A 12,712-nucleotide genomic window follows, 5' to 3' on the forward strand; every position below is an offset into this window, starting at 1 on the left:
TTGCGGGTCAGTCGCTCAGGGTGACCAGCACCGGCGCATGGTCCGAGGCGCCCTTGCCCTTGCGTTCCTCGCGATCGATCTCGGCGTCGGTGACCCGCGCAGCGAGCGCGGGGGAGCCGAGCGCGAAGTCGATCCGCATGCCCTGCTTCTTGGGAAACCGCAGCTGCGTGTAGTCCCAGTAGGTGAAGGTCCGCGGCTCCGCTGTGAACGGTCGCACCAGATCGGCGTAACCGGCGTCGACGACGGCACGGAAGGCGGCGCGCTCCTCGTCGGTGACGTGGGTCTTGCCCTCGAAGAAGGCCGGATCCCAGACGTCTTCGTCGGTGGGTGCGACATTCCAGTCACCGGCGAGCAGCACCTGCGCGTCGGCGTCGGCGCTGAGCCAACCCGCTGCGGTGGCGCGCAGGTTCGCCAGCCAGTCCAGCTTGTAGTGGAAGTGCTCGTGCCCGATCTCGCGGCCGTTGGGGATGTAGAGCGACCAGACCCGGATGCCGCCACACGTCGCGCCGAGTGCACGGGCCTCGGCGACAGGTGGCTCGCCGTACGTCGGCATGTTCTCGAAGCCGACGCGGACGTCCTCGATCCCGACGCGCGAGATGACAGCGACGCCGTTCCACTGGTTCAGGCCGTGCATCGCCACCTCGTAGCCCGCGGCGCTGAGCGGCATCGTCGGGAACTGGTCGTCGCGGCACTTGGTCTCCTGCAGCAGCAGGACGTCCAGGTCGTGCCGTTCCAGCACCCCGAGTACGCGGTCGATGCGGGAGCGGACGGAGTTGACGTTCCAGGTTGCGATGCGCACCCGTTCAGCCTAGGCGAGCCACCTACACTCACCAGTCATGGCAACCGCACTGGTGACCGGAGCAAGCGCAGGCATCGGCCGGACGTTTGCGGTCCAGCTCGCCGCACGGCGGCACGACCTGGTCGTCGTCGCCCGCAACGAGGGCCGGTTGCGCGAGCTGAGCGCGCAGTTGGAGCGCGACCACGGCATCGCCGTCGAGGTGCTCGTCGCCGATCTGTCGCAACGTGAGGGGATGCAGGTCGTCGCCGATCGACTGGCCGACCGGGACCGTCCCGTCGACCTGCTCGTGAACAACGCCGGCTTCGGCCTCAAGCAGCCCTTCCTGCGCAACGACGTGCAGGACGAGGAAGAGATGCTGACCGTCCTGGTCCGCTCGGTGCTGGTCCTGTCGCACGCCGCCGGCCTGGCAATGCGCGAACGTGGCCACGGCGCCATCGTCAATGTCTCGTCGGTCGCGGGGTTCATGGCTTCCGGCACGTATGCCGCAGCCAAGTCCTACGTCACGGTCTTCTCCGAGGGGCTGTCGCAGGAGTTGGCCGGCACCGGCGTCACCGTCACTGCGCTCTGCCCCGGGTTCACCCGCACCGAGTTCCACGAACGCGCCGGCATCAGAGGCCACGGCATACCCGACTTCATGTGGTTGCAGGCCGACGCACTCGTGCGTGACTGCCTCGACGACGTCGACAAGGGCAAAGTCATCTCGGTGCCGGGGTGGCAGTACAAAATCGCATCAACCGCACTGCGGGTCCTCCCCCGTCCACTCGTCCGTAACGGACTCCTCGCGCAAAGGCATCGTCCACAGTGAATTCCATTGAAAACACACGTGATCGACTTCTCTCGCTCATCAAGGATCAGGCGATCGTCCACGGGCGGGTGACTCTGTCCTCCGGCAAGGAAGCCGACTACTACGTCGACCTGCGCCGCATCACCCTCTCCGGTGAGGCGGCTCCGCTGGTCGGTGAGGTCATGCTCGACCTGACCGCCGACCTCACGTATGACGCAGTCGGTGGTCTCACCATGGGCGCCGACCCGGTCGCCACGGCGATGCTGCACGCGGCCGCTGCACAAGGCAGACAACTGGACGCCTTCGTCGTGCGCAAGTCCGGCAAGGCCCACGGCCTGCAGCAGCGAGTCGAAGGCCCCTCGATCAAGGGCCGGCGCGTGCTGGTCGTCGAGGACACCTCCACCACCGGCGGGTCCGCGCTCGATGCGGTCGCCGCCGTGCGCGAGGCCGGAGCCGAGGTCGCCGCGGTTGCGGTGATCGCCGACCGTTCGACCGGCGCGAGCGACCGGATCGAAGCCGAAGGTGTCAGCTACCTGACGGCCTACGGACTCGCTGATCTCGGCCTGGAGTAGCCGCCGCAGCGCGGGCCAGACACTATAATCTCGTATTATGAGATCCATAGAGCACTAGTGGAACACTGGAGGTTCCGTCCGGCGCAGCAGCCGGCATGACCAGTGAGGTGAGCCCATGACCGAGTTCGTCGCGCTCGCGCTGACCGGTCGCCGGGTGGTCGTTGTCGGCGGAGGTCCTGCGGCCGCCTCGCGCGCCCAAGCACTGCTCGCCGAAGGTGCCGTTCTGCGAATCGTCGCGCCGACCCTGTGCGAGGACCTCGCCGGGCTGTATGCCGATCGCGCGACCGACGTGCAATGGATCGACAGGCAGGTGACAGCCTCAGATCTCGACGACGCGTGGTGGGTCAGCGCACCGGAGGCCGATGCATCAGAACGTGCCTCACTCGAAGCGTGGACCGACCAGCGGCGTGTCTTCCTCGAAGCATCGAGCGCCCGCGTCGTCGATCAGGGTGATCTCGACTCTGCAGTCTCGGAGGCGTCGATCTCGTTGCGGCACAAGGGTGCTCACCTCGGCAAGGTCGTGCTCGTCGGAGGTGGGCCCGGCGCCGACGACCTGATCACCGTCCGCGGCCGCCGCGAACTCGCCCGCGCCGACGTGGTCGTCACTGACCGCCTTGCGCCCGTCGGGCTGCTGCGCAGCCTGGGTTCCGATGCCGAGGTGATCGACGTGGGCAAGACGCCCTACCACCATCCGGTGCCGCAGGACGAGATCAACGCTCTGCTGGTCGAACGCGCGCAGCGCGGCGACTATGTCGTGCGGCTCAAGGGCGGCGACCCCTTTGTCCTCGGCCGTGGTGGGGAGGAGATCCTCGCCTGCCGGACGGCCGGCGTGCCGGTGGAGGTTGTGCCCGGAGTGACCTCGGCTTTCGCTGGTCCGGCTGCGGCCAATGTCCCGGTCACTCATCGCGGCGTTGCACATGGCGTGCTGGTCATCTCCGGCCATGACGCGGTCGACGCCCAGGTGCTCGCCGACTGGCCGCACACCATCGTGGTGCTGATGGGCATGGGCCGCTTGCGTGAACTGTCTGCTGCGTTGATCGCCGCCGGCAAACCCGCGGATACGCCTGCATCCGTGGTGCAGAGCGCCTGGAGCGAGCAGCAGCGACAGGTCGTGGCCACTCTCGGCACGATCGCCGACGCCGTCGAGACGGCTGGCATCACCAATCCAGCGGTAATCGTATTCGGTGACGTGTCAACGGTTCTCGGCGACGAGGCTGCGGACGGCGGGCGTGCCTGAACGCGCGATCGTGCTCGTGGCGCACGGCACCGACAACGCCGGTGGGCGACGGACGGTGCAACTTCTGACCGAGGCTGTCGCCCGGGCTCTGCCCTCGACCCGCGTCGTCGACGCGTATGTCGACGTGCAGCACCCGAAGGTCGGCGTCGTTGTCGAATCGCTTGTCGCAGAGGGACTTTCAGTTGTCGTCGTGCCGCTGCTGCTGTCCACCGGCTACCACGTCCAGGTCGACATCGCCGACGCCGTTTCGCCGCATGCTGCCGCGACTGCTGCACCTGCCCTCGGTCCGCATCCGCTGCTGGCGCAGCTCCAGCGCGACCGGCTGATCGACGCAGGTGCTGAGCCCGGCGACGCGGTGGTGTTGGCTGCGGCAGGGTCGTCGAGGCCGGAGGCCACGACCGCGACCGGCCTTGCCGCGACCTACCTCCAACAGGTGTGGCGCGGGCCGGTCACCGTCGGATTTGGTTCAGCCGCAACACCTTCGGTGGTCCAAGCGGTCGCCCAAGCGCGACGCGACGGTGCCACACGGGTGGCGGTTGCGGCATACCTGCTGGGCGAAGGGCAGTTCCACGACCGCCTGTATGACGCAGGTGCCGACGCGGTGACGGCGCCCCTCGGCAATGACGAGCGCATCGTGCAGATTGCGCTGCAGCGAGCCGACGAGGCTGCCGATGCCTACGGTTTCGGCAGATTCAGCCAGTAGAGCTCGCGCAGTTTCGCCTCCGGTGGACGCTTTGCGCCGCGTCGCCGGTCGCTGAACCGTTCCGAGGCTTCGTTGACGACGCGGTCGATATCTGCGGACTCCTCGTCAGTCAGCCACACCCTGCGTACCTGCGCGATCGTGAGCGAATCGGCGTCATCGCCACGCTCGATGAGAGCGCGCAGCGTCGCGTCGAGTTGAGCCACGAAGGCGCTCAGCATGTGCCCGGCATCGCTGACACTCGCCTCGCCCATGGCGCTCTGGTCGATCTTGATGGAGTCGGCGGCCATCTGCCATGGGCGTTCGCGGCCATCCGCAGAGAGCACGCGCTCGACGATGCCCCACTTCTCCAGCGCGCGCAGGTGGTAGCTCATCGCCGACGGACTGACTCCACAGGCCTGGGCGGCCTCCGTCGCGGTGATCACCGGTTGCTCCGACAGCAGATTGAGCACCTGCTGCCGCACGCCGTGGGCCAATGCCCGCATCGCCTTGGGATCCTCGAGGGTGAGCACCCGCTTGGGCCGCACCGCCTGCTCGGCGTGATCGGTCTGCGGAGCGTCTTCGTTGGTTGCCACTGCGGTCCTACTCACCAGAGTGTGTGATCTCGACGGGCGTTCGCGGACATGTCCTCATCGTGCACCAGAACCCGTGCCGCCGACGGTGCTTTGCGGTCAACCCGTGAGTGCCGTGAAATTCGACGCCGTCTCGAGGCCGACGTGATGTTGCAGGGACCGTTCGGTTTGGGGCGAGCCTGCATCCGACCGCCCACGGTCGGCTACGGCGTCTCTTGCCGTGAATTAATTGAAGCACTACCTTCATAAATGTGAAAGAAAACGTTCACATATCGGTATGGCGGCTTCGTGATGCCCAAATCGTCATACCCGCGAGGGCGTTGTCCGTTCTGGGCGACAGCATCCTGGCGGTCGTCTTGCTGTTGCGGATCAATGACAGCGGGGCGGGGCCGTGGGCTGTCACTGGCCTGCTGGTGGTCGAAGCGCTCCCGTTGATCATGCTGATGGGCGTCGCGGGACACGTTGCAGATCGTCGTGATTCGCGTCGCGTGCTCACCGTCGGCATCGGCGTGCAGGTCATGGCGTGTTGCGCACTCGTCTTCGCTTCGCGGCTTGTAGTGATCTACCTGCTGGTCGCCGTGGTGCAGACCGCGCAGGCGTTTGTCGGTCCAACGTGGACGGCGCTGGGTCCACGCATCGTCGGCGAGGATCGGGTCGGTGAACTGATCGCGCTGCAACAGGGCGTCACGATGTCGCTCGGCCCCATCGGCGGAGCGATCGGCGCGGTGATCTACGGCGTAGTGGGCGCGAAGCTGGCCGTTGCTGCCGACGCTGCAACCTTCGCAGTCCTGTTGATCGCGGCGCTCGCCATACGCACCCGTCGCAACAGCGTCGTCGACAACGCGACCGATGGATCCGCACCGCGAACGGCGTTGACGACGGCCGGGGTTCGTGTCGTGCGGGCCGATCCCGTGGTGTGGCCTCTGCTGATCGCGTCACTTCTCGTGGTGCTGGTCCTCGGCGGGGTCAACGTCGTGGAGGTCTTCCTGGTGCGAGACGTGCTGCGGATGTCCGCCGGCTGGTACGGGCTCGGCGAACTGGTGTTCACGCTGGGTGCCGTTGCCGGATCGGTGCTCGCCGCCCGGGTCCGTAGCGACGGTGGCCGGGTGCGCGGGACGTTGTGTGGCTTCATGGCAATCGGTGTCGGTGTGCTCGTCGACGGAGTGAGCCCCTGGTACTGGCTGGTGCTGATGATGTCGGTGGTCATCGGTGTCGCGTGCGCGCTGATGAATGCGTGCTTCGGGGCGTTGTTCGTCGGGCGAACCGCTGATGCCGACCGCGGAAAGGTCAGCGCTGCGATCAACGGTCTGATGCAGGTCGCGAATGTGGTGTCGCTGGTCGCCTTCGGCGGACTCGGCTCCTGGCTCGGAATCCGTCAGGCATTCGTGATCGGCGGATGCACTGCTCTCGTTGTCACCATCCTGGCGCTCGGCACGCTGCGCGTCCGCAAGGTCAGCCCCGTCATACAAGGCGATGTCGTGAGCGTCAGTGGTGGTCGGTGATGTCTTCCGCAGCGGTGATCACTTCAGCAGCGATTGCCTTGGCCTCTCGCTGGTGCTTGACGTATTCGTAGAGCATCGGCAGCACGGACAGGAAGACCACGACCAGCATCGCGATGTCGATCTTGTCCGCCAGGCCGGGAAAGGCCTTGCCCAGCAACATGCCGGCGATCGTGACGATCAGCACCCATAGCACCGCGCCGACCGCTGACCAGGTGAAGAAGCGCCTGCGATCCATCCGGCTTGCTCCGGCGACCAGGGTGATGAAGGTGCGCACGATCGGCACGAAGCGGCCGATGACCAGGGCTTTGTTGCCGTGCTTGTCGAAGAAAGCGCTGGTCTGCTCGAAGTACTTCTTCTTCAGGATCCGCCCGTCACGCTCGTAGATCGGCGTGCCGACCGCGCGGCCGATCTCGTAGCCGGTCACATTGCCGGCGAAGGCGGCGATCATCAGCGAGGGGATCGACACCCACAGCGGCACGTGGAAATGGAACTTGTCGCTGGAGCTGAACAGTCCGATCGAGAACAACAGCGAGTCGCCGGGCAGGATCGGGAACAGCACTCCGCACTCGATGAACACGATCAGCAGCGAGACGAAGAAGAACGCGCCGCCGAACTGGTTCAGCAGGTGTTGGGGGTCCATGAAGCTCGGGCCAAGGGAGTGCATCACGCCTGCAAGGGTACGGGAGCGGATTCGGTGCGGCGTCCGTCGTCGGGTCGGCTCGCAGCGTCATCACAGCGATGTATGACGCAACCCACTGGTCCCGTGCGTGGCGGCGTCCTCTTCGAACGCGGTCGCCCCGAGCAGGTGCTCGGCGATCCGCAGGAGGAGCGCACCCGACGGTTCTTGTCCCGCTTTCTGCACTGAGCGCACCTGGTCCGCCTGCTCACGTCAGCTAAGTGGCCGCGATGACGATTACTTACGGGTAGGGCGCGATCTGGCGGAACTTATCGACATGTCAGCCACGTGACTGGCGACAAAGGGCGTCCAGTGCCAGGGCCAGTCCGTCTCGCGCGGGTCAACGCGTCGCTGGCGCAGGAGGTGACCACGGCTTCAGCCAATCGGTGGCCGGCCAGGCTTCGACCGCGGCCATCAGTTCGAACATCGTTGCGCCGTCGATGGATTCGCGGATGATGTCAGCGTGACCGGCGTGCCGGGCGAGTTCCTCGACCATGTGCAGCAGCACCCAGCGGATGCTCCAGAAGTCGATGTCGCGCGGCCACCATGGCGCATCGCGCGGCACGGGAACGCGCTCGTCGAGGTTGTATGCCGGCACCTCGTGGGCCACCCGGTCGATGACGGCCTCGAGTTCGGCCAGCAAGGTCTCGCGAGTGTCGTCGTCGGTGAGGCGGAACTGGTCGAGGTGCTCCTGCATCCGGTCCTCGCGGGTGGTCGTGTCTCCCGGCGCCGGCCACGGCCCGGGGGCCGCGCCGGCCCGGTCCAGCCAGCCGGCGGCGCATCGCGCGCTGTGCTTGACCAGCGTCGCGATGCTGAGTGTCGAGGTCGTCGGATGCGAACGCAGTTCGGTGTCGGACAGCCCGAAAGCCGCCCCCACCAGGCCCAGCAGTTGCTGGGTGATGAATCCCGCGAGCAGTCGGGCTTCGTCGTCGGTCTGTGGTGCGTGGCCGGGCATGGTGTCCTCCTTGGTCGGGCTGTTGCCGAAACCACGATGAAGCCGCTATAGGACAGTTTCTGTCCGTTGATTGCGTAACACTTCTGGCATGGCAGAAACGACCGCACGACTGCTGCAACTGCTCGGCCTGCTGCAAGCGCAGGCCGTGTGGGGCGGCGACGAACTCGCGGACCGACTCGGCGTCACGACCAGATCGGTGCGCCGCGACGTCGAGCGCCTTCGCGAGCTGGGTTACCCGGTGCAGGCCAGCCGCGGCACCGGCGGGGGATACCAACTCGGCGCCGGTCGTGCGCTGCCGCCGTTGCTGCTCGATCAGGACGAGGCCGTGGCGGTCGCAGTGTGCCTTCGGCTTGCCGCGGGTGGCACCGTCGCGGGTGTCGGCGAGGCCGCGCTGCGCACCATGACCAAGCTCGACCAAGTGATGCCGGCCGCCATACGTGCGCAGGTGAACGCCGTGCGCGAGGCGACCGTGACGATGGACTACCGGCCGATCAAGGTTGCCGCCGATGACCTGCTGGTGTTGGCCCGCGCGATCCGCGAACACCATCAGGCGCGCTTCGACTACATCGCACGCGACGGCGCAGCCAGCTCCCGCCGGATCGAGCCCTACCGAGTCATTGCGACCGGACGGCGTTGGTATCTCATGGCTTTCGACCTCGACCGCGATGACTGGCGCTCGTTCAGATTGGACCGTATGACGCAGGTCCGCGCCTCGACCTTCGTCTTCAGGCCACGCCAAGCCCCCGACGCCGAGGCCTTCGTGCGGCGGTCGATGAGCGCCGGCTACGACCACGAAGCGACCCTTCGATTCGCGTGTGCCGCTGATGAGATCGCCGAACTCGTCGGAGGCTGGGGCGAACTCATCGCGACCGGCGCCGAGTCGTGCACCCTGCACGTCGGCGCTCACGACCTCGACATGCTCGCCTGGTGGTTGCTGCGACTGCCGGTGGATTTCGAGGTGCTCGACAACGCGGAGCTGGTTGCGGCATACGGCAGGTTGGCCGAACGCTCCCTGGGGATAGCGCAGGCCGGCGGTAGCCGCGCGGATTCGGCGACGGGTGCGCACCGGTGAGAGGCTGAGCGCCGTGGATGAGCAGGTGGGCGTCGGGCCGTGGCCGGGACCGTGGCCGATGTCGGCGGACGGCAGCCCGGACCCCAAGTATGACGAAACCCTCCTCGCCGACGGTGATCGACGCAATGTGGCCGATCGCTACCGCTACTGGGCGCACGACGCGATCGTCGCCGATCTCGACCTGAGTCGCCACGAATTCCACGTGGCGGTGGAGAACTGGGCACACGATTTCAACATCGGTTCCGTCATACGCACCGCAAATGCATTCAACGTCAAGGCATTTCACATCGTCGGCAAGCGTCGCTGGAACCGCCGCGGCGCCATGGTGACCGACCGCTACCAGCACGAGTTCCACCACCCCGACGTCGCCGACCTCGCGCTCTGGGCGAGCGCGGACGGCATACCTCTCATCGGCATCGACAATGTGCCCGGCAGTCGTCCGATCGAGACTTTTGCACTGCCACGGAAATGCGTGCTGGTCTTCGGTCAGGAAGGCCCGGGCCTCACCGACGAGATGCAGGCTGCCTGCACCGACGTGCTGCACATCGAGCAGTTCGGCTCCACGCGTTCGATCAATGCCGGTGCGGCGGCGGCGATCGCCATGCACCGTTGGGTGATGCAGCACGTGCACGGCAACGCCTGAGCCGACCGGCCCGGCCGGTCGCCGGAAATCCGATCGACGAAGGTGTCGATTTCGATCGACGTGAACCGTCATGGTGGTGTCACCGCTTCCATCCGAAGGAGAACCATGAAGCGCTATCTGGTCCTGTTGCCCGCACCCGAGCAGGAATGGGCTGCACTGCCGGCGTCGGAGCACGAGAAGGGTCAACGAGCACACGAGCGGTTCAACAAGGCGCTCGCCGACCGCGGCCACCGCGTCGTCACCGCCAGCCCGCTCACACCGTCGTCCGAAGCGATCTCGATGCGGCCCGACGGCACCGGCAAGACCATCGTCAGCGACGGCCCTTTCACCGAATCCGTCGAGCAGATCGTCGGCTTCTATCTGATCGAGTCCCCGGACAAGGACGACCTCGTCGCGATCTGCAGCGACCTGGCCTCCACCGGTGATCTGATCGAGCTACGCGAACTGGGAGGGCATGAGTGATATGACGAAATACCTTGTCATCATTGCGCATTCGCCGAACGGTTGGACGGATGCGAGCCCTGAGCAGCGACAGCGCTGGCACCAGAACCACATCGACTTCCACCGCGTCGTCGGCGAGCACCTGCTCGCGGGCGAGGCGCTGGCCGGTGTCGACACCGCGACCACCCTGCGTCACGGCGACGCCGGTTGGGCCATGACCGACGGCCCGTATGCCGAAAGCTCCGAGGTGATCGGTGGTTTCTATCTGCTGGAGGCCGATCATCTCGATCAGGTCACCACCTGGTGTGAGCTGCTGCCGGACTGCTACGCCCTCGAGATCCGGCCGTGCGTCACGGTGGACGGACTCGACGGTTAGGTGCCCGATCTCGAGACCGTCTGGCGCGAGGAGTGGGGCCGCCTGCTGGCCCTGCTCCTCGCTCAGACGCGTCGGCTGGATCTGGCGGAGGATGCACTGGCCGACGCCTTCGAGGCGGCGGCCCGTCGGTGGCCGATCGACGGACCGCCAGAGTCGCCGGCGGCGTGGCTGGTCACGGTGGCCCGTCGCCGGATCGTGGACCGGCAGCGTGCGGAGGCGATCGCAGCCCGCAAGATGCCGCTGATCGCGGTCGAGGAGCAACAGCGGGAGTCGACGGTCTCCGACGACGGGCACGACCTGCTGCGACTGGTCCTGCTGGCCGCACACCCCGCGCTCGCGCCGGAGGCCGGGGCGGCGCTCACCCTGCGACTGGTGCTCGGAGTGGCGACGGCCGACATCGCGCGGCTCTTCCTGGTGTCGGAGCCGACCATGGCCGCCCGTCTGACGCGGGCACGCAAGAAGGTGGTGGCCGCGGGCGTGCCCTTCGCCATACCGGAGCCGGAGGTGCTTGCGAGCCGCCTCGACACCGTCGCCCTGGTGGCCTATCTGGCGTTCACCGCGGGCTACGCGCCCGGCAGCGGGCCTGACGTCGTCCGGATCGACCTCGCCGGTGAGGCGATCCGCCTCGTGGAGTTGGTGCGGACGAATGACGTTGCAGCAGAACGTAATCCGGCTCTTGTCGGGCTGCACGCCCTGATGGTGCTGCAGCATTCGCGCCGGTTTGCCCGCACCAGCGCTGACGGATCACTCGTGCTGCTGGACGACCAGGATCGCCGGCTGTGGCGCTTCGACGAGATCGACCGGGCGCTGCACCTGATGACGCCGCTGATCGGTCGGTCGAGCACCCTGTCCGCGGTCGCTCAGTCGTTCCTGCTGCAGGCGATGATCGCGGCGGTGCACGCAACGGCGCCCACCGCCGCGGATACGGACTGGGTGCGAATCGCCGCACTGTATGCCGAACTCGAGGCGTTGACGGGATCGCCGGTCGTGCGGCTCAATCGCGCCGTCGCGGTTGCGCAGGCGCAGGGCCCGGCGGTCGGGCTCGGCATACTCGACGGTCTGGACGACGAACTCGGCGGTAGTCACCGGCTACCCGCTGTGCGCGCCGAACTGCTGGCCCGCGCCGGCCGGTCGGAGGAGGCGCTTACGGCATACAGCCTCGCGATCGAGCGCTGTGACAACGCGCCCGAACGCGCGGCGCTGCTGAAGCGGGTGCAAGCGTTCGGCTCCTGTCACGTCGACCCCGGCAGCGGGCCGATCCCGGTAGATGTCGCATCCGCGACACAGTTCCCCGGGTCGTGAAAGACTTCAGGCCGACGCAACAACACACCGCTCATAGAGGGAGTTCCGCCATGCCGATCGCGACACCTGAGGTGTACGCCGAGATGCTCGACCGGGCCAAGAAGTCCGGCTTCGCCTACCCTGCCATCAACGTCTCGAGCAGCCAGACGCTCAACGCCGCGATCAAGGGCTTCGCCGACGCCGGCAGCGACGGCATCATCCAGGTGTCGACCGGTGGCTCGGAGTACTTCTCCGGCCAGGGCGTGAAGAACATGGTGGCCGGCTCGCTCGCGATGAGCGCCTTCGCCCACGAGATCGCCAAGTCGTATGACGTCAACATCGCCCTGCACACCGACCACTGCCCCAAGGACAAGCTCGACGGGTTCGTGCGGCCACTGCTCGCGGCCTCGATCGAGCGGGTGAAGCAGGGCGGACTGCCCTACTTCCAGTCGCACATGTGGGACGGATCCGCGGTCGAACTGCACGAAAACCTCCAGATCGCAGAGGAATTGCTGGCCCAGTGCAAGGAGGCCAGGATCATCCTCGAGGTCGAGATCGGCGTGGTCGGCGGCGAGGAGGACGGCGTCGAGGGCGAGATCAACGACAAGCTCTACTCCACCCCGGAGGACGCCATCGCCACCGCGAAGGCACTCGGCACCGGCGAGCAGGGCTACTACATGACCGCTCTCACCTTCGGCAACGTGCACGGTGTCTACAAGCCCGGCAACGTCAAGCTGCGCCCGGAGGTGCTCAAGAAGGCCCAGGAGGCGGTGCACGAAGAGTTCAAGACCGCCGACGACAAGCCCTTCCACCTGGTCTTTCACGGCGGCTCCGGTTCTGATCCCAAGGAGATCGCCGAGGCCGTGTCCTATGGCGTCGTCAAGATGAATGTCGACACTGACACGCAGTACGCCTTCGCCCGGCCTATCGCCGGCTGGATGCTGGAGAACTACGAGGGCGTCCTCAAGATCGACGGCGAGGTCGGTGACAAGAAGAAGTACGACCCGCGCGCGTGGGGCAAGGCAGGGGAGACAGGTATGTCGGCGCGCGTCGTCGAGGCGTGCGAGAACCTCGGCTCCGCGGGCAAGCACGTCTGAGAGGG

The 12,712-nt window shown here is 66.9% G+C and carries 16 protein-coding genes; 12 read left to right on the forward strand and 4 right to left on the reverse strand.

Annotated features, from left to right (window positions below):
- Positions 1-7: 7 nt before the first annotated feature.
- On the reverse strand, positions 8-799 hold the full coding sequence (locus BKA23_RS01225) for an exodeoxyribonuclease III (RefSeq protein ID WP_145224781.1): 792 nt from the start codon (positions 797-799) through the stop codon (positions 8-10).
- Between the two features lie 37 nt (positions 800-836).
- Between BKA23_RS01225 and BKA23_RS01230 the strand changes: the two genes are divergently transcribed.
- The 4 genes from BKA23_RS01230 to BKA23_RS01245 all read left to right on the forward strand — a co-directional run bounded on the left by BKA23_RS01230 (position 837) and on the right by BKA23_RS01245 (position 4,095).
- The gene (locus BKA23_RS01230) at positions 837-1,604 is read left to right on the forward strand and encodes an SDR family NAD(P)-dependent oxidoreductase (protein ID WP_145224783.1); all 768 of its coding nucleotides are present in this window, start codon (positions 837-839) and stop codon (positions 1,602-1,604) included.
- Entirely contained in the window at positions 1,601-2,155 is a 555-nt protein-coding gene (pyrE, locus tag BKA23_RS01235; protein ID WP_425473726.1) for an orotate phosphoribosyltransferase, read from the forward strand. The genes BKA23_RS01230 and pyrE overlap by 4 nt, the downstream gene beginning before the upstream one ends.
- A 115-nt stretch (positions 2,156-2,270) precedes the next feature.
- Complete coding sequence (cobA, locus tag BKA23_RS01240) at positions 2,271-3,392, forward strand: uroporphyrinogen-III C-methyltransferase (protein WP_145224785.1); 1,122 nt, start codon at positions 2,271-2,273, stop codon at positions 3,390-3,392.
- Positions 3,385-4,095, forward strand: a complete 711-nt coding sequence (locus BKA23_RS01245; protein ID WP_145224787.1) for a sirohydrochlorin chelatase — start codon at positions 3,385-3,387, stop codon at positions 4,093-4,095. The genes cobA and BKA23_RS01245 overlap by 8 nt, the downstream gene beginning before the upstream one ends.
- On the opposite strand, the gene BKA23_RS01250 is transcribed toward BKA23_RS01245, so the two are convergent.
- Positions 4,068-4,667: a winged helix-turn-helix domain-containing protein gene (locus BKA23_RS01250; protein WP_145224789.1), complete on the reverse strand. Its 600-nt coding sequence runs from the start codon at positions 4,665-4,667 to the stop codon at positions 4,068-4,070. The genes BKA23_RS01245 and BKA23_RS01250 overlap by 28 nt on opposite strands.
- A gap of 248 nt (positions 4,668-4,915) precedes the next feature.
- On the opposite strand from BKA23_RS01250, the gene BKA23_RS01255 reads away from it, so the two are divergent.
- Positions 4,916-6,166, forward strand: a complete 1,251-nt coding sequence (locus BKA23_RS01255) for an MFS transporter (RefSeq protein ID WP_170226323.1) — start codon at positions 4,916-4,918, stop codon at positions 6,164-6,166.
- Here the strand turns inward: BKA23_RS01255 and BKA23_RS01260 are convergent.
- Positions 6,150-6,830, reverse strand: coding sequence for a DedA family protein (locus BKA23_RS01260; protein ID WP_145228058.1), 681 nt, complete (start codon positions 6,828-6,830; stop codon positions 6,150-6,152). The genes BKA23_RS01255 and BKA23_RS01260 overlap by 17 nt on opposite strands.
- A 78-nt stretch (positions 6,831-6,908) precedes the next feature.
- Here BKA23_RS01260 and BKA23_RS18070 point away from each other — a divergent pair, with 78 nt between their 5' ends.
- On the forward strand, positions 6,909-7,031 hold the full coding sequence (locus BKA23_RS18070; protein ID WP_281287518.1) for a hypothetical protein: 123 nt from the start codon (positions 6,909-6,911) through the stop codon (positions 7,029-7,031).
- 151 nt (positions 7,032-7,182) lie between these two features.
- Here BKA23_RS18070 and BKA23_RS01270 read toward each other — a convergent pair whose 3' ends face one another.
- A complete protein-coding gene (locus BKA23_RS01270; RefSeq protein ID WP_145224793.1) occupies positions 7,183-7,797 on the reverse strand; it encodes a DinB family protein in 615 nt (204 codons plus the stop codon).
- Positions 7,798-7,885: 88 nt separating this feature from the next.
- On the opposite strand from BKA23_RS01270, the gene BKA23_RS01275 reads away from it, so the two are divergent.
- From BKA23_RS01275 to fbaA, 6 genes are all read left to right on the forward strand, one after another.
- Positions 7,886-8,869, forward strand: a complete 984-nt coding sequence (locus BKA23_RS01275; RefSeq protein WP_145224795.1) for a helix-turn-helix transcriptional regulator — start codon at positions 7,886-7,888, stop codon at positions 8,867-8,869.
- A 13-nt stretch (positions 8,870-8,882) separates the two neighbouring features.
- A complete protein-coding gene (locus BKA23_RS01280) occupies positions 8,883-9,512 on the forward strand; it encodes a TrmH family RNA methyltransferase (RefSeq protein WP_246104394.1) in 630 nt (209 codons plus the stop codon).
- A gap of 105 nt (positions 9,513-9,617) precedes the next feature.
- Positions 9,618-9,974: a YciI family protein gene (locus BKA23_RS01285; RefSeq protein ID WP_145224796.1), complete on the forward strand. Its 357-nt coding sequence runs from the start codon at positions 9,618-9,620 to the stop codon at positions 9,972-9,974.
- Position 9,975: 1 nt separating this feature from the next.
- Complete coding sequence (locus BKA23_RS01290; protein WP_170226324.1) at positions 9,976-10,329, forward strand: YciI family protein; 354 nt, start codon at positions 9,976-9,978, stop codon at positions 10,327-10,329.
- Positions 10,330-11,631, forward strand: coding sequence for an RNA polymerase sigma factor (locus BKA23_RS01295; RefSeq protein WP_145224800.1), 1,302 nt, complete (start codon positions 10,330-10,332; stop codon positions 11,629-11,631).
- A gap of 50 nt (positions 11,632-11,681) precedes the next feature.
- Positions 11,682-12,707, forward strand: coding sequence for a class II fructose-bisphosphate aldolase (gene fbaA / locus BKA23_RS01300; RefSeq protein ID WP_145224802.1), 1,026 nt, complete (start codon positions 11,682-11,684; stop codon positions 12,705-12,707).
- Positions 12,708-12,712: the final 5 nt, after the last annotated feature.

This window comes from Rudaeicoccus suwonensis (assembly GCF_007829035.1).
GTDB lineage: Bacteria > Actinomycetota > Actinomycetes > Actinomycetales > Dermatophilaceae > Rudaeicoccus > Rudaeicoccus suwonensis.